This is a genomic window from Sphingomonas sp. 1185 (assembly GCF_040544655.1).
Classification (GTDB): Bacteria; Pseudomonadota; Alphaproteobacteria; order Sphingomonadales; family Sphingomonadaceae; genus Sphingomonas.
The window spans coordinates 1-16,322 of the sequence record NZ_JBEPKL010000017.1; the positions used below are offsets into that span (position 1 = coordinate 1).

General features: G+C 68.6%; 13 protein-coding genes. 3 read left to right on the plus strand and 10 right to left on the minus strand.

The window, feature by feature from the left end:
• The first annotated feature begins 373 nt into the window (after positions 1–373).
• Positions 374–1,144 carry an EAL domain-containing protein gene (locus ABIC44_RS12305; RefSeq protein ID WP_354295721.1) on the plus strand — a complete coding sequence of 257 codons (771 nt, stop codon included), beginning with the start codon at positions 374–376 and terminating at the stop codon, positions 1,142–1,144.
• Between the two features lie 10 nt (positions 1,145–1,154).
• On the opposite strand, the gene ABIC44_RS12310 is transcribed toward ABIC44_RS12305, so the two are convergent.
• From ABIC44_RS12310 to ABIC44_RS12345, 8 genes are all read right to left on the minus strand, one after another.
• On the minus strand, positions 1,155–2,189 hold the full coding sequence (locus ABIC44_RS12310; protein ID WP_354295723.1) for a c-type cytochrome: 1,035 nt from the start codon (positions 2,187–2,189) through the stop codon (positions 1,155–1,157).
• Entirely contained in the window at positions 2,186–2,764 is a 579-nt protein-coding gene (locus ABIC44_RS12315) for a cytochrome c oxidase assembly protein (protein ID WP_354295725.1), read from the minus strand. The genes ABIC44_RS12310 and ABIC44_RS12315 overlap by 4 nt, the downstream gene beginning before the upstream one ends.
• Positions 2,761–3,138, minus strand: coding sequence for a hypothetical protein (locus ABIC44_RS12320; RefSeq protein ID WP_307100101.1), 378 nt, complete (start codon positions 3,136–3,138; stop codon positions 2,761–2,763). Before ABIC44_RS12320 ends, ABIC44_RS12315 begins: the two co-directional genes overlap by 4 nt.
• On the minus strand, positions 3,135–5,645 hold the full coding sequence (gene ctaD / locus ABIC44_RS12325) for a cytochrome c oxidase subunit I (RefSeq protein WP_354295727.1): 2,511 nt from the start codon (positions 5,643–5,645) through the stop codon (positions 3,135–3,137). The genes ABIC44_RS12320 and ctaD overlap by 4 nt, the downstream gene beginning before the upstream one ends.
• Positions 5,642–6,610 carry a cytochrome c oxidase subunit II gene (coxB, locus tag ABIC44_RS12330; protein ID WP_354295729.1) on the minus strand — a complete coding sequence of 323 codons (969 nt, stop codon included), beginning with the start codon at positions 6,608–6,610 and terminating at the stop codon, positions 5,642–5,644. Before coxB ends, ctaD begins: the two co-directional genes overlap by 4 nt.
• Before the next feature lie 52 nt (positions 6,611–6,662).
• Positions 6,663–7,181, minus strand: coding sequence for a TspO/MBR family protein (locus ABIC44_RS12335; RefSeq protein ID WP_354295731.1), 519 nt, complete (start codon positions 7,179–7,181; stop codon positions 6,663–6,665).
• A 71-nt stretch (positions 7,182–7,252) separates the two neighbouring features.
• Positions 7,253–8,695, minus strand: coding sequence for a PepSY-associated TM helix domain-containing protein (locus ABIC44_RS12340; protein WP_354295733.1), 1,443 nt, complete (start codon positions 8,693–8,695; stop codon positions 7,253–7,255).
• A gap of 95 nt (positions 8,696–8,790) precedes the next feature.
• On the minus strand, positions 8,791–9,243 hold the full coding sequence (locus ABIC44_RS12345) for a hypothetical protein (protein WP_354295735.1): 453 nt from the start codon (positions 9,241–9,243) through the stop codon (positions 8,791–8,793).
• Positions 9,244–9,427: 184 nt separating this feature from the next.
• On the opposite strand from ABIC44_RS12345, the gene ABIC44_RS12350 reads away from it, so the two are divergent.
• Both ABIC44_RS12350 and ABIC44_RS12355 read left to right on the plus strand, forming a co-directional pair.
• Positions 9,428–11,995 carry a PAS domain-containing hybrid sensor histidine kinase/response regulator gene (locus ABIC44_RS12350; protein ID WP_354295736.1) on the plus strand — a complete coding sequence of 856 codons (2,568 nt, stop codon included), beginning with the start codon at positions 9,428–9,430 and terminating at the stop codon, positions 11,993–11,995.
• A gap of 94 nt (positions 11,996–12,089) precedes the next feature.
• Complete coding sequence (locus ABIC44_RS12355; RefSeq protein WP_354295738.1) at positions 12,090–12,785, plus strand: HAD family hydrolase; 696 nt, start codon at positions 12,090–12,092, stop codon at positions 12,783–12,785.
• A gap of 7 nt (positions 12,786–12,792) precedes the next feature.
• On the opposite strand, the gene ABIC44_RS12360 is transcribed toward ABIC44_RS12355, so the two are convergent.
• Entirely contained in the window at positions 12,793–13,728 is a 936-nt protein-coding gene (locus tag ABIC44_RS12360) for a cell wall hydrolase (RefSeq protein ID WP_354295740.1), read from the minus strand.
• A 99-nt stretch (positions 13,729–13,827) separates the two neighbouring features.
• Positions 13,828–16,260: a TonB-dependent receptor gene (locus ABIC44_RS12365; RefSeq protein ID WP_354295742.1), complete on the minus strand. Its 2,433-nt coding sequence runs from the start codon at positions 16,258–16,260 to the stop codon at positions 13,828–13,830.
• Between the last annotated feature and the right edge of the window lie 62 nt (positions 16,261–16,322).

Genomic DNA, 16,322 nt, shown 5'->3' on the forward strand with positions numbered 1-16,322 from the left:
GTCCCATCACACCTTGGGCAACGCATTCCATCCCCCCGTCTCAAATCACAGGAACGGACAAGAATCCACAATGCGGCCAATGTAAACAGTCCCCCCCTTCAGGGGAGGGGTTGGGGTGGGGCGTCGCCACGAACCGGACACTTGCGAAGGCGCTCCACGCCGGGGCCGTCATCCGAAGAGGGTAATTTCCCTGCCATCCCTATCCAGAGAACAGAAAATATCGCCGCATCATAAGATGATGCCGACGGAAGTCGATGATTCCTCCCGAACATTATGAATATTCCAGCCGCTCGCATGGCTATATCGGCAAGGCTGCGACAATTAACGGCGATTTAGTGGCTTTGCCCTATGCTTTCGGGCGAAGGAGATTGCCATGCAGCCGGGGTATCGCCGCTCTCACACCGAATATGCCGTCTTTCCCATGGCCATGGCGTTTCAGCCGATCATGGACGTCTCGACCGGCCGACCCATGGCCTATGAGGCGCTGGTCCGGGGCATCAAGGGGGAAAGCGCGGCGAGCATTCTCGCCAGGGTGACGCCGGACACGCTCTATGCCTTCGACCAGCAATGCCGGGTGACCGCGATCGAGGGGGCGGTGGCCGCCGGGCTGCTCGACGGCGATGCGCGGCTGGCGATCAACTTCCTGCCCGCCACGGTCTATTGCCCGATCGCCTGTCTGGAGCCCACGCTGGAAACCGCGCGGCGGCTGAACCTGCCCCCCGAGCGGTTGATCTTCGAATTTTCGGAGCGCGCCGATCCGGGCGACGGTGCGGCGTTGAAGACGATCCTCGACACCTATTCGCATATGGGCTTCGGCACCGCGATCGACGATTTCGGCGCGGGGCAGGCCGGGCTGACGCTGCTGGGGCAGGTCAGGGCCGATTATATCAAGCTCGACATGGCGCTGATCCGCGGGATCGACGAGGCGATGCCGCGCCGCATGATCGTGGAAGGGGTCATCCGCATCGCCGACAAGATGGGCATGGCCGTCATGGCCGAGGGGGTCGAGACGCTCGGCGAATATGACACGCTGCGCCGCCTGGGCGTCCGCTACATGCAGGGCTATCTGTTCGCGCGACCCGGCTTCCGGTGCCTGCCGCCCGGCACGGTCCCCGAGGAGCCGTCCTGGGCTGCGATGGGCTGAGCCGCCCCGGTCAGCGGGGCTCGCCTTCGCCAGCCAGATAGCGGGCCAGCGGGTCGATCATCTCCTTGGGGATGCGTCGCGCGATAACGGGCATGGTCGCATGACTCTTGCGCGCATCGACGACATTCTTGTCGCCCTGCCAGTGGCGGAGCCGCGCGGCGATATAGCTCGCGCGTTGTCCGGCGATCACCGGATAGGGCTTGCCGGGCGCGTGGCAGCTGGCACAGGCGGGCAATTGGCGCTCGGGCAGGCCCTGCGTCACGATCCGCGCCGCCGCCGCGTTGCCGGAAGGACGCCCGCCAAGCCCCGGCATGGCGGCGAAACGGCGCGCGGCGGTCTGCATCGCGATGGGGTCCATCCGCATCGCGACCTGCTGCATCACCGCGCTCGACCGGGTGCCGTTCGCATAGCCCTGAAGCGCGGCGAGGAGATAGGCGGGGTTCTGTCCGGCCAGGATCGGAATGTCGGGGCTCCCGCGCCCGCGACCGTCGGTGCCGTGGCAGCCGGCGCAATTGTCCGGATCGACCGCCGGCGACGCTTCGGCGACCAGCGCCCGATACTGGGCCGGGGTCATGTCGGGCAGGCGGCGGACAAAGGCGACCATCCGCCGCACCTCGTCCGGCCGGTCCTGCACCGCCCAGGCGGGCATGCCGGTATATTTGACGCCGTGCTGCAGGATCCAGAACAGCTGCCTGTCGGTCCATTCGCGCGCATTGACCGCCAGATCGGGGGCGGGCGGGGTGGCCGTCTGCATCACGGGGGCGGGCTTCTGGCCCGGCGCGCCGTGGCAGACCGCGCAGGCATTGGCGAAATGCCCCGCCGCGCTGACCAGCCCGCTGGCGTCGGCGGGGTCCTTGGGCGAGGAGAAGGCCGCATGGGTGCGCACCGAGTTGCGCATCGCCCAGTGCAGGAACCAGTCGGTGATCGCCCAGTGTCCGCTCGACGCGGCCAGGTTCATGACCCCCGACCAGGCAAAGGCCATGCCCAGCGCGAACAGGCCGATCAGCGTCGCGACGACGCGTTTCCAGGTGATGCGGATCGTCATGCGTGCGCCTCCTGCCGGACCTGAAGCAAGCGGCCGAGCATCGCGAGACCTCCGCACAGATAGGCGATGCCGCCGACCAGCAGCATGATGACGCCCGCCAGCTGCTGATCCTCCAGCGCGCCCGCGCCGTGATGACTATAGAGCGGGCGCGGGGCGAGCCCGATCAGCGCGCCGAGCAGGGTCATGTGCATCGAGGTGACGAGCAGCGCGGCCACCCCGCTCGCGCGGTGACGCGGCGCCAGCACGGCGGACCAGAGCCAGAGGCCCGCGATCAGGAAACTCGCCTGCTCGACCACCAGCCAGACCGGCTGGTGGTCGGCCAGCCGCCGGAGTGCGGGCACATGCCAGCCCCAGACCACGACCGCCTCGACCAGTGCGGCGACCATCGGGCTGGCGAGACGCGGCCAGCGCTCGGCGGGGTCGAGCGCATGGCCCTGAAACCCCAGCGCGACGAGCGGCGCGGCGATCGCCACCGCGATCATGTGCGCGGCCATATGCCCGGTCATGCCCAGCGGGCTGAGCATCCAGCCCAGCGGCAGCAGCGCGAGGCCCGCGATCAGCATGCCGCGCCTCACCGGCAATCCCCCAGCATGAGGACCGGCAACGCGGTGAAGACGACCGCGATGAAGCTCAACCCGGCCAATAGCAGCGTCGAATAGGCCAGGAAGCGCAGCCGGTCGATATCGGTCCCCTCATTGTGCGGCGGGGGATCGCCCGGCGTGCGCGACTGCTGCCACGCGATCAGCCCCGAGGCGACGATGATCACCAGTGCGACCGCCGTGGCGATGGCGAAGACGGTGGGGAACAGCGCCCATTCGCCGATCTTGGCGCAGGAGACGGCCGCCCAGAGATAGGAGAGCAGGAAATGCACCGCCCAGACGGTCGGCGGCACGATCAGCGTCCATAGCGTGACGCGCAGCCGATGCGCGCGCTTCAGCCAGCGCCTCACAGCCCCGTCTCCGGAAACAGCCCGACCGTCAGATAGGTGACGATCGCGGTCAGCGCGAAGAAATGCGCATAGACGGTGATGTTGCGGATGTCGGCGTCATGGATGGGGGTCATCCGGCCCGCCAGGCTGCGCGCCAGCGTGTAGAGTTGCATGACGACCATGACGGCGGCGTGGACGACGGTCCAGACGACCAGCACCCAGACGATCGCCGGATAGACATTGGCCTCGGGGTCGAGCCCGTTCAGGCTGGCGAGTCCGGCGAACAGGCTGGCCCCCGCCGCGCTCGCGCCGACCAGCAGAAGCATGCGCGCGCCCGCGACGCCGCCCCGCGCATGGACCTCGCGCGCCGCCAGCGTCGCCACCCAGCTGCCCAGCGATAGTCCCAGCGCCAGCATCGGCCCGCCGACCCCCGGTCCGTCGAACCCGGCGCCGAAATCGGGATGGATCGTCCAGTAGAAATAATAGCCGAAGACGAGGCCCGAAAAGGCGGTCGCATCCGCCATCATCGTGATGAACATCGCCCACCATCCCGGCGCGGCGGGCCCCGAGATATAGAGCGGCATGCGCATGCCGTGACCGATCGGCTTTTCGGGCTTTTCGGGAATTTCGGCGGTATCCCACAGCCACCAGACGATCGCCGCCAGCGTCACCACCCCGAACAGCGCGGCCAGCCAATAGAGGTGATAGGTGGTCAGAATGAACACCGCGCCCAGCGCCACGGCGGTCGCCATCGGCTTGACACTGGGCGTGCCCAGCCGGATCACCGAGACGGGCTTGGCGTCGAGGACCGAGGTGATGATCGTCTCGCGGCGGCCTTCCTCGGCATCGGGCAGGAAGAAGCGGCCCTCATCGACCTTGGCGACGAAATCCTTCTGGTCCCAGATCGGATAGCGGCTCTCGATCAGCGGGACCGAACGGATGCCCCAATCCTCGTCATCCGGATGCGCCAGCCATTCCAGCGTGCCCGCATTCCACGGATTGCGCGGCGCCTTGGCGCGGGTCGGCGACAGAGCAAGGTCAATGACCAGCACGAGGACGCCCGTCGCGAACAGATAGGAGCCCGCCGTCGAGGCGAGGTTGAGCCAGCCGATATTGAGTTCGGCCGGATAGGTGAAGACGCGGCGCGGCATCCCCTCCAGCCCCGACAGGTGCATCGGGAAGAAGGTCAGATTGACCCCGACGAACATGATCCAGAAGGCGGTCCGGCCCAGCCGGTCGGACAGTTTCTTGCCGGTGATCAGCGGCCAGTAATAATAAAGCCCGCCGAACAGCGGCAGCAGCGTGCCACCGATCAGCACATAATGCAGGTGGGCGACGACGAAATAGGTGTCGTGCGCCTGCCAGTCGAACGGCGCGACCGCGACCATCACCCCGGTCAGCCCGCCGATGACGAAGATGGCGAGGCTGCCGCTCGCATAGAGGAGTGGCGTCGACCATTTGACCTTGCCCGCCCATAGCGTGGCGATGAACGCGAAGATCTGCACGCCGGTCGGGATGGCGACCGCCTCGGACGCGGCGGAGAAGAAGGCCAGGCTGATCTTGGGCAGGCCGGTCGCGAACATGTGGTGGACCCACAGGCCGAACGACAGGAAGGCGGTGCCAACCGCGGCCAGCACGATCCACGGATAGCCGAGCAGATGCCGCTGCGCGAAGGTCGGGATCATCATCGCGAACAGCGCGATGGAGGGCAGGAAGACGATATAGACTTCCGGATGGCCGAAGATCCAGAACAGGTGCTGCCACAGCAGCGGATCGCCCCCGCGCGCCGCATCGAAGAAGGGCCAGTTCAGCAGCCGCTCCATCTCGAACAACAGGTCGCCCGCGATCAGCGGCGGAAAGGCGAACAGGATCATCACCGCCACGACCAGGATGTACCAGGCATAAAGCGGCATCAGGTTCAACCGCATCCCCGGCGGGCGGCATTTCAGCACGCCGACGATCAGCTCGACCGCGGCGGCGACCGATGACACCTCGATGAAGGACAGGCCCAGCATCCAGATGTCCGCGCCCAGCCCCGACAGGTCGGTGCGGGTGGTCAGCGGCGGATACATGAACCAGCCGCCATCGGGGGCGGCGTTGAAGAAGATCGAGCCGGAGACGAACACGCCGCCGATCAGGAAGCTCCAATAGCCAAAGGCCGACAGGCGCGGAAAGGGCAGGTCGCGCGCGCCGAGCAGCTGGGGCAGCAGGATGATCGACACCGCCTCGAACATCGGCACGGCGAACAGGAACATCATCACCGAGCCGTGCAGCGTGAACAGCTGGTTGAAGGTGTTCGCCGACACGAGGTCGTTGTCGGGCACCGCCAGCTGGGTGCGCATGATAAGCGCCAGCACCCCGGCGAACAGCATGAAGCCGAAGGCGGTCAGCGTGTACCAGACGCCGACGCGGTTGTTGTTGGTGTCGGTCCAGCGCAGGAACAGGCCGCTCGGCGGCTTCCATACCGCGCGAAGCCTCTCCTCCTGCGCGGCGCGGAGGGCGGGATCGTCCTGGGCGTGGAGACTCATTTCAGGCCTTGCAGATAGCGGGTGAGGGCCATGGCCTGATCCTGCGACAGTTGCGGGAAGGACGGCATACGCACGCCCGGCTTGGTCTTTTCGGGGTGGCGGATGAAGCCTGCGACATTGGCGGGCGTCATCGGCAGGATTCCCGCCGCCAGCGTCCGGCGCGATCCGAAATGGGTGAGGTCGGGGCCGATCCGCGTCCGCGCGGTCACCCCCGCGATGGTGTGGCAGCCGCCACAGCCATTGGCGGCGAATAGCCGCGCACCCTCGCCATCGCTTGCCACCGCCGGGCGGCGCTGTCCGGCCAGCCAGGCGTCGAACGCGCCGGGGGGCATGGCGATGACGTCGAACGCCATCAGCGCGTGGGACAGGCCGCAAAACTCGGCGCATTGCCCGCGATAGCGGCCAGGCTTGTCGGCACGGACGACCAGCGTGTTGGTGCGGCCGGGGATCATGTCCATCTTGCCCGCCAGCCCCGGAATCCAGAAGCTGTGCACCACATCGCCCGCGCTGAGGCGGAAGGCGACGGTGCGGCCGGTGGGGATGCGGATCTCGTTGGCGCCCTCGACCGGGGTCCCGGCGGCGGGGCGATAGGTGACGCGCCACCAGAATTGCTCGCCATCGACCGCGATCTGCAGGTCGGCGGGCGCGACCGGGCGCGGGCGCATATAGGGAAGCGAATAGGCGAGCAGCCCGAGCAGGACGATCGTCGGGATGATCCCGCCCAGCCACAGCACGATCCGCATCCCGCCACGATGGCTGATCGCCCCCTCGGGCGCGCGGACGGCATGGCGCATCAACAGCGCGACCGCCGCCGCGATCGCTACCGCGCCGACCAGCATGATGATGAAAAGATGGCGAATATCGACCGCATCCGCGCCGAACGGGGCCAGGGTCGACTGATGCGCATTGCATCCGGCCAGCAGGCTGGCCGCCGCAATCGTTCCGATGATGCTAGTCCCCCGCATGCCCCCCGAACGCTTCGGTCGCGAAACGGTTCATGTAATCTTCATCGAAGCGTCATTTTTCCGGCGGGTTGCGACGCGCGACCTCGCTTGCCAGTACGGTGGCGAAGCCCAGCCAGGCGGCCAGCGGCAGCACGCTGGCGGCGGCCGGGCGGTCGATCTTCCACGCGGTGGCGGCCAGCGTGGCGGTGCCCAGGGTCATCGCCCCTGCCGCGACCGCGCTGGGACCGGGGCGGCGGGCCCGGAAGAACAGCTCGGTCCAGCCGCCGATCATCGCGCTGTTGCCCAGCCACAGCGCCACCGCCGCATTGCGACGCGGCGAGGCGGGCGCGCGCAGCAGGCGATAGCCGCCCACCCCCGCCAGCGTCTCCAGCACCGGCCAGACCGCGCCGAACAGCTTGTCGGGCGGGGTGAAGCCGGGCTTGTCGAGCCGGGCATACCAGCGGCGGATGCCCGGATGCGACCGGTCGGGGGCGTTGCGCCGCCCGACCAGCGCGCTCAGCCCCAGCACGGCGGCCGTCGCGCCGCCCGCGATCAGCGGCGACAATCCGGTGGAGCGGGTGGCGTTCATCATCGTCTCTCCGAAACTCATGTGATCGCAGCGACAACGAGCAGGCGCCCCCGCCGTTCAGCGGACCCGCGAATTTACGCCCGCGCCATTCCCCGCCGCATCGCCACCGCGATGCGGTCCAGCAGCGCGACGACCAGCAACGACAGGCCGAACAGCGGCAGGACGACGCCCGCGACGACCAAAGCGACGACCAGCCCGCGAATCCGCGCGCCCGACAGTCGCGGCGGCGCGCCCAGCCGTCCCGCCGGACGCCGCTTCCACCACATCGCGACCCCGCTGATCGTCAGCCCCCAGATGGCGAGGCACGGGATCAGCATCAGCAACTGGTTCGCCAGCCCGAAATACTGGCCCATGTGAAGCTGGACTCCTGACTCCACCGCACGGCCGACAATGCCATATTGGGCATAGCGGACCTCCGGCCCGATCGGGCGGAACGTGTACCGGTCGATATAGAGCGTCTTCTGTCCCTCCGGCCGGCCGGGATAGGTGAAGACGGTATAGACGCCGCGCGGCCCCTTGGGCAGGAACAGGCGATAGCTGCCCGACCAGCCATGAGCAGCCAGAATCGCCGTCACCCGGTCGGTCCCCCGGATCACCGCCGGATCGCGCGTCGTGCCGGGGGTGGCGGGGCTGTGATCGGCATGGTCGCCCGACATGGCGGCCATCCCCGACTGCGGCATCGGCGCATCCTCCAGCGTCCAGGGCGCCTCGCCCAGCGCCGCCTTCATCGGGACGCTCCGGGGGATATTGTACTGGCGGAAGGAGGGCGGATAGCCGATCCCCGCCGCCGCGCCGACCCGGTGGAGCAACGGGCCGCTGATCCCCGCCCAGGGCAGGCCGGTGACGATCAGGAAGCCGATCAGCGCCACGCTCCACAGGCCCAGCGGCGCATGGAGATCGCGCCAGAAACGCCGTCCCCGCCCCGACAGGCGCGGATAGAGCGTGCCCGCCGCGCGCCAGCCCCCGCGCGGCCACCACAGGATCATTCCCGTCACCAGCAGGACCAGCGCCCAGCTGACCGCCAGCTCGACCAGCCGCTCGCCCGCCACGCCCATCAGCATCGACCGGTGCATGGCGTCGGCCCAGCCGACCAGGGTGCGGTCATAGACCACGCTGCCCAGCACGCGCCCCGTGCCGGGATCGACCGCGACGCGCAGCGGCTCGCCATGGTCGGGCGTCACGAATACGACCGCGGCGCGATCGGCGGTGTCGGGCATGTCGACCCGCGAGGCGGAGCCGGGATGCGCCGCCAGCGCCGCCGCGATCATCCGCGACATCGGGACATCGCCGCGATGCGGCGCGACGAACCGCAGTCCGGGGTAGAGCGCGTCGTTCAGCGCGCCGTTGAACAGATAGATGGCGCCCGTCGCGCTGAGCATCAGCAGGACGGGCGCGACCAGCAATCCCGCCCAGAAATGCCATCGCCAGATGGTGCGGTGAAAGGCGGCGTGGGATGCGGGGTACGCGGAGGGGGCGCCGGACGGGAACCGGTCCGGCTGCGGGGACGATATCAGCATGAAGGCGCTTTCGACCGGCCCGTATCGGCATGGCCGATAACGGGGCGAGGATCGGAAAGGGGCATCGCGTGCATGCGACACCCGACGAAACGCGGTCAGCTTTGTGCGGGCGGTCCCCGAAGCGGCGGGCGGAGATAAAGCGGCGCGGCCGGGCGCGATAGGGCTGGCGCGACCAGCCCCGTCGCCATGACGAAGGCGATGAACGCGGCCAGCAGGACCGGATCGACCGCCGCCAGCCCGGCCGTGGATAGTCCCGAAAAGGCGCAGGGCAGGTCGGCCCCATGCTCGCGCCCACGATGGTCGTGCGAACCATGGGCGGGGGCGGTCGCGGCGGACAGGCCATGCCCGTGGCCATGCGTCATCGGCGGGGCGGCCTGGGCGGCCTGGGCGGGCGGAGTGGCGCTGCCCGGACACAGGGTGATCGCCATATGCCCCCCGACATCGCCGATCATATAGCCGGTCGGCACGATCAGCCTGAGCAGCAACGCCGCCGCGCACAGCAGCACGGCCCCATGGCGTTGCGCGAGCAGGCTTCGGATCGCCGTCACCCGACCGGCCTAACCGCCCCGGTCCGGCCTGTCACCCGGACAGATCGACTTTGACGCGCGACCGGGCCGCCTGACGACGGGTCATGGGGAAAAGGCTAACGATTTCTGAAGACTGTTGCTTCTATACCGTATTATGGCACCCGGCGACGCATCGTTAGACAATGGCATGATGGCGCAATCATCTTTGGAATTCCTACGCGGCCTGTCGGGCCAGGTGGTGGACGAGATCACCGCCTTCGACTGGGGCGCGACGTCGCTCGGCGCGCCGGGCACATGGCCGGTCGCGCTGCGATGCCAGCTGGCGACGATGCTCGCTTGTCCGGTGCCGATGTATCTGGTCTGGGGGCCGGACCTGATCTCCTTCTACAACGACGCCTATCGTCCGATCCTGGGCTATCGTGCGGCGACGGCGATGGGCATGCCGTTCCGCATCCTGTGGGGCAGCATCTGGGACGACATCTCGCCGCTGGTCGACAAGGCGCTGTCGGGCGGGGTCGCGCAGGTCACCGACATGCGGCTCGACCTGGCGCGCGAGGGGCGGCCCGAGGAAAGCTACTGGACCTTTTCCTATTCGCCGGTCTTCGACGATGACGGCGGGATCGCGGGCATGGTCTGCGTCACGGGCGAGACGACCGCGCGGGTGCTGGCCGAACGGCGGCAGCGCGAGGCGGACGAGCGGCTGGACCTGGCGCTGAGTTCGGGCGCGCATGTCGGCCTGTGGGACTGGGACGTGTGCAACGACTCGGTCCGCTCCGATGCGCGCTTCGCGGCGATGTATGGGGTCGATCCGGTGGCGGCCGAGCGGGGCATGCCGATCGCCGAGTTCTTCCAGGGCATCCACCCCGACGATCGGGAGCGCGTCCAGGCCGAGGTCGGCGCCGCGATGGCGGAGACCGGCATCGGCCGGGAGGGGCGCTTCGTCTCCGAATATCGGCTGGTCGAGGCCGATGGCACGGTCCATTGGGTGTCGGCGCAAGGCCGCTGCATTCCCGACGCGACGGGGCGCTGCGTCCGCTTTCCGGGGGTCAGCTTCGACATCACCCAGCGGATCCGCGTCGAACACCAGCTACGCGAGAGCGAGGCCCGCGCCCGCCAGAATGCTGAGCGGGTGCAGCTGGCGCTGGAGGCCGGGGCGATCATCGGCACCTGGTTCTGGGACCTGCCGACCGACCGTTTCACCGTGGACGAGCCGTTCGCGCGCACCTTCGGATTGGACCCCGCGCTCGGCCATGACGGGTTGAGCCTGGCGCAGGTGGTGGAGACGGTCCACCCGGACGACCGCGCGGGGCTGGCCGAGGCGATCGACGAGGCGATCACGCGGGGCGGCGCCTATGCGCATCAATATCGCGTGCGCCGCCGCGACGGCCATTATCACTGGCTGGAGGCGAACGGGCGGGTCGATCATGCGCCCGACGGCACGCCGCTGCATTTCCCCGGCGTGCTGATCGATGTCGGCAGTCGCCGGGCGCTGGAGGCGGAACGCGACTGCGCAATCGCCGAGCTGCGCGCGCTGACCGACCAGCTCGAACAGCGCGTGGCCGACCGCACCGCCGAGCTGATGCGCGCCGAGGAGGCGCTGCGCCAGTCGCAGAAGATGGAGGCGGTGGGACAGCTGACCGGCGGGCTGGCGCATGATTTCAACAATCTGCTCGCCGGTATCTCGGGCTCGCTGGAACTGATGGCGTTGCGGCTATCGCAGGGGCGCATCGCCGATGTCGACCGTTACATGGACGCGGCGCAGGGCGCGGCGCGACGGGCGGCGGCGCTGACCCACCGGCTGCTCGCCTTTTCGCGGCGCCAGACGCTCGCCCCGCGCGCGACCGATATCGCCGCGCTGGTCGGCGGCATGACCGACCTGATCCAGCGCACGGTCGGCCCGGCCATCACGCTGGAGACGCGCGGCGCGGACGATCTGTGGACCGTGCTGGTCGATGCGCCGCAGCTCGAGAATGCGCTGCTGAACCTGTGCATCAACGCGCGCGACGCCATGCCCGAGGGCGGGCGGATCACGATCGAGATGGTCAACCGGCACCTCGCCGATGACAATGCGCGCTTCGGCGACATACCCGAGGGCGATTATCTGGTGCTGTGCGTCACCGATACCGGGACCGGCATGACCCCCGACGTCATCGAAAAGGCGTTCGACCCCTTCTTCACCACCAAGCCGCTGGGGCAGGGGACCGGGCTGGGGCTGAGCATGATCTATGGTTTCGCCCAACAGTCGGGCGGCCAGGTCCGCATCCAGTCGACGCCGGGCGAGGGGACGACCGTCCACCTCTATCTGCCGCGCCATGACGGGCTGGTCGAGACGGAGCAGTCCGGCCCCGCCGCCGCGCGCGAAAGTGCAAGCGGCGCGGGCGAGACGGTGCTGATCGTCGATGACGAGGCGACCGTGCGGCTGATGATCGCCGATGTGCTGCGCGACATGGGCTATCGGGTGATCGAGGCGGGCGACAGCGCCGCCGGGCTGGCCCTGCTGCGCTCGGACCGGCGGATCGACCTGCTCGTCACCGATGTCGGGCTGCCCGGCGGCATGAACGGGCGCCAGATGGCCGAGGCGGGACGGGAAATCCGCCCCGATCTGAATATCATGTTCATCACCGGCTATGCGGAGAGCGCGGTGCTGAACAGCGGGCATCTGGCGCCGGGGATGCAGCTGCTGACCAAGCCCTTCACGGTAGATGCGCTGGTCACGGGCATCCAGGCCGCGATGGGCGCGGGTGCGCGACGGTACGATCCCCACGCGTCCTGATCCGCCGCGACGGCACCCGGTCGCGCCCCCGGCCGGGCTTGCGCATCATCCCCGAAATCGTGATGGAAAGCGGCGCGTAACGGGAGATATGGGCATGGCGATCGAACTCATCTGCCTCGATGCGGACGACACGCTCTGGCACAATATGCGGCATTTCGCCGAGACCGAGGAGGCGCTGGTCGGCCTGCTCGCCCCCTTTGCCGAGGCGCGGGTGGCACGCGCGACGCTGGAGGCGTGCGAGGGGCGCAATTTGCGACTCTATGGCTATGGCGCGAAGGGGTTCACCCTGTCGATGATCGAGACGGCGGTGGAACTGGCCGGGCCGACCCTGCCGACCGAGCTGGTCGCACGGTTGCTGGAGGCGGGGCGGCGGTTGCTCGCGCATCCGGTCGAATTGCTCGACGGCATCGCCGAGACGATGGCCGCGCTGGCCGAGCGGGGGCGGCTGGTGCTGGTGACCAAGGGCGACCTGCTGCACCAGGAAGCCAAGCTGGCGGCCTCCGGGCTGGGGGCGCATTTCGCTGATGTCGCGATCGTCAGCGACAAGACGCCCGACACCTTCGCGCGCATCTTCGACCGCCACGGCGTCGCGCCGGAAGCGGCCGTAATGGCGGGGGATTCGATGCGCTCGGACATCCTGCCCGCGCTGAAGGCGGGGGCCTGGGCGGCCTATATCCCCCAGCCGCTGGCCTGGAGCCATGAAGCGGGGGAGGTGCCGCAGGATCATCCGCGCTTTCGGCAACTCGACCGGCTGGGCGACCTGCCCGACTGGATCGACATGATCGGCTGAGCGGGCTTCAGCCCGGATCGCTTTCCTCGCCGACAATGGCCCCTTGCGAAACATCGGCACCGTCATGCGCGAAGCCGTTGCGATGGATGCGGACCCCGGCGGTCGTCACCGGCACCTTGAGCGCGGGCGCCATCTCAGGGCCATCATCGGCGACGAGGCGTGAGGGATCGCCCCGGTGGATGGTCACGCCGTTGACCGCCTCGGGCGCGACGGCGGCGATGCTGTCGGCCATGGCCGGGGCGGCGGCGCGGACCGGGATGGCGGGCTCGACACCGGCATAGCCCTGTCGGAAGGACAGGTCGCGCTCCAGCGCACCGCGCCAGCGATAGAAGATATGGCTGCCGACCGCGCCGATGCGGTTCAGGCTGGAGGCCCACCAGGGCAGGACGTAATTGGCGTGGTAGAAGGTCGCCGCACCGACCGGCGCATAGACGAGCCCCGCCAGCGCCCCCTGCGCCACCGCCGCCGCGCGGGCCCAGGCGTTGGGGTCGCGCGGCTGGTTCATCGACCCGTCGCAGGTGAAGCTGAACTGGCACCCGGTCGAGCGATCCGAACCCTGATAGACGACGCCGCAGATGCTCTTGGGAAAGGCGCGGTCGCGCACGCGGTTCAACACCACCTGTGCCACTGCGCGCTGGCCGTCGACCGGCTCGGAGCGCGCCTCGTAATAGATGGCGGCGGTCAGGCATTCGGCAGCGCGCGCCGCGTCCCGCGCGGTGCGGGCGATGCCGTGGAAGGCGGGGGCGGCGGCCATCTCGATCGGGGTGCCCGGCGCCAGCGTCTCGGGCAGGTCGGTCTCGGGCACGTCGAGCGCGAGCTGGCGCAGCAGCGTCCGCGTGGTCGGCGGCGGCACGTCCAGCGTCAGATGCGGATGGGCTCGTCGCGCCGGTGTGCACGAGGTGGCGATCGCCAATGTCGCGATCAACATCAGCCAGCGCCGCATGACATCCGCTTTCCAACCCGCCCGTTCATGGACGCCGCTCTAGGGCGGACAGGGTTAGAAAGCGGTTAAGTCACCGGAAACGGACGCGTCTGTTCGCCGTCAGAAGCGCGCGCCCGCCTCCAGGCCATAGAAGCGCGGCTCGCCCGCGATATAGGTGGGCGCGTCGAACATGCCGCCGGTATTCCCGGCATCGATCAGATAGCGCTTGTCGGTCAGGTTGCGCGCGAAGCCCCCGACATGGAACCGGCCCCGGTCGCCGAATTCCAGCCCGGCGCGCAGATTGACCAGCGTATAGCCCCCCTGCGAAATCGCCGCGCTGTTGGGCAGTTCGAAGAACACCTTGGAGCGATAGGTCGCGCTGGGCGTCGCATAGAAGGTCGCCGACGTGCCCACGGGAATGCGCAGGCTCGCCCCGCCCGAGGCGGTCGTATCGGGCTGGAGCCGGAAGCGGTTGCCCGCGAACACGCCATTGGCCGGATCGTCGGCGATGCCGCCATCGATATAGGCGAAGGTCGCGAACAGGTTCAGCCAGCGATGGACCGCCAGATTGCCCTCCAACTCGACCCCGATATTGTTCGCCGAGCCCGCGCTGCGCGTGACGGTCAGCCCGTTTTCGAAGACCGAGACCTGGAAACCCTTGTAACGCTGGTAGAAGACCGAGGCGGCGCCGGAGAAGGGGCCGACCCGCCCCTTGATGCCGCCCTCGTAATTCCAGACGCTTTCCTCGGGCACGATCTGCAACCGGGGAACGGCGCCCGAATTGGCGACGCTGAGCGGCACGACGCGCTGCGCATCGAGCTGGACGACCGGCGAGCGGCGACCCTTGCTGATCGTCGCATAGAGGTTCACGCCGCCGCCCAGCCGATAGAGCGCGTTGAAGCGCGGCAGGATCGCGGCATAGCTGCGCTGCGCGGTGAAGACCTGCCCCTTGGTATTGGCCGCACCGAGCAGGCTGGTGAAGATGCCCGCGCCCGCCAGCAACCGGCTGTCGGGCATGACCGCGCTATAGGCCGAACGGCGATCCTCGATCAGCACGCGCGCGCCCGCGGTCAGCTCCAGCGCCGGGGTGGGCATCCAGCTGGCGTCGCCAAACACCGAATAGCTGTTGTTGCGCCCGTCATTGGCGAAGCTGGCGCTATAGGGCAGGACGGTCGCGGCTCCGCGCGACAGGATCGCGGTGGCGCGCGTCGCCGGGATGGTGCCGTTGGCCGCGACGCAGGCGGTGCCGGTCGGCAGTCCGGCCGCGTTCAGCATCTGGCGGATGGGGGCGAAGTCGCGCACGACCGAACAGGCCAGATAGGTGCCTTCCTCGGTCGAGAAGGGCACGCGCTGCTGCCCGTTTTCGAAAAAGGCGTTCCAGCCGAACGAGGCGCGGGCCTTGGCTCCCTCGAAGGCGAAGCGGCCCTCATGGCTCCACTGGTCGCCGCGCGCATCCTCGCCGAACTCCAGATACCAGGCGGGGCCGCCATCCGCGTCGAAGACCTCGAGCGCGTCGAACCGGCGATAGCCGTTGACCGTGGTGAAGGTGATGCCCGGCGCGACATCGACCGCGACGGTCAGGTTGGCGTCATAGACGTTGCGCGTCAGCCCCAGCTTGCGCGCACCCAGCACCCCGGCGGAGAAGGGCGAACCCGACAACTCGGCATAGCCATAATCCCCCGTCTGTCCCCCGGTGGGGGCGAAGACCCGGCTCTTGAACGCGGTGCCGGGATTGCGCTGTCCGTCATAGGTCAGGATCAGGTCGGCGGTCAGCGAGCTGTTGGGCGTCCAGCGCAGCGATCCGCGCAGGCCGCGCTGGTCCTGTCCGTTCAGGTCGTCCTGGTCGACGCGGCCCTGATTCTGGTTGGGGATTTTCGGGTCTCCCGCGATGTTGCGGACATAGCCGTCGCGATATTTATAGGCGAAGGCGATGCGCCCCGCGAGGACGTCGTTGCCCGCATTGAGGAAACCCGACACCTGGGTTCGGTCGAAATTGCCATAGGAGGCGACGATCCCGCTTTCGGTCCCCGCATGGGGGCGCGCCGAGATGATGCTGATCGCGCCGACCGCGGCGGCGGTGCCGAACAGCGTCGCCTGCGGTCCCTTGGCGACCTCGATCCGTTCGATATCGTACAGGTCCTGATAGGCGCCCTGCTTCCGGCTGGTGTCGATGCCGTTGTAATAGACGGTGACGCGCGCGCCCTGCTGCGCCGAGCCGGAGTCCGACGTGATGCCCCGGATCACGAAGCCGGGGCTGTTCGCGCTCTGCTCCTGGATCTGGAGGCCGGGGATATATTGCGCGACCTCGGACAGCGAATTGATGCCCAGATCGGCCATGCGCGCGCCGGTGACGGCGGTGACGGTCAGCGGCACGTCCGCGATCCGCTGCTCGCGCTTCTGCGCGGTGACGATGACGTCGGCCTTGTCGTCCGCATCGCGCGGATCGCCTTGCGGCTGGATCATCGCCTGCGCCCCCGCCGGTGCGATGAGGGCCGTCTGCGCCAGGCCGAGCAGGATTGTGGCCACCGTCAGGCGGCCTGTGGTCGAATGCATTTTTCCCCCCGAAGGACTTTGTTTCGGGCTTCGTAATTAGCAGGGATTACCAGTCGGTGTCC

What these genes read in the sequence shown, in the direction of transcription:
- ABIC44_RS12305 (WP_354295721.1), top strand. Translation starts at nt 374, where the DNA reads ATGCAGCCGGGGTATCGCCGCTCTCACACCGAATATGCCGTCTTTCCC.
- ABIC44_RS12310 (WP_354295723.1), bottom strand. Translation starts at nt 2,189, where the DNA reads ATGACGATCCGCATCACCTGGAAACGCGTCGTCGCGACGCTGATCGGC.
- ctaD (WP_354295727.1), bottom strand. Translation starts at nt 5,645, where the DNA reads ATGAGTCTCCACGCCCAGGACGATCCCGCCCTCCGCGCCGCGCAGGAG.
- coxB (WP_354295729.1), bottom strand. Translation starts at nt 6,610, where the DNA reads ATGCGGGGGACTAGCATCATCGGAACGATTGCGGCGGCCAGCCTGCTG.
- ABIC44_RS12335 (WP_354295731.1), bottom strand. Translation starts at nt 7,181, where the DNA reads ATGATGAACGCCACCCGCTCCACCGGATTGTCGCCGCTGATCGCGGGC.
- ABIC44_RS12340 (WP_354295733.1), bottom strand. Translation starts at nt 8,695, where the DNA reads ATGCTGATATCGTCCCCGCAGCCGGACCGGTTCCCGTCCGGCGCCCCC.
- ABIC44_RS12355 (WP_354295738.1), top strand. Translation starts at nt 12,090, where the DNA reads ATGGCGATCGAACTCATCTGCCTCGATGCGGACGACACGCTCTGGCAC.
- ABIC44_RS12360 (WP_354295740.1), bottom strand. Translation starts at nt 13,728, where the DNA reads ATGCGGCGCTGGCTGATGTTGATCGCGACATTGGCGATCGCCACCTCG.
- ABIC44_RS12365 (WP_354295742.1), bottom strand. Translation starts at nt 16,260, where the DNA reads ATGCATTCGACCACAGGCCGCCTGACGGTGGCCACAATCCTGCTCGGC.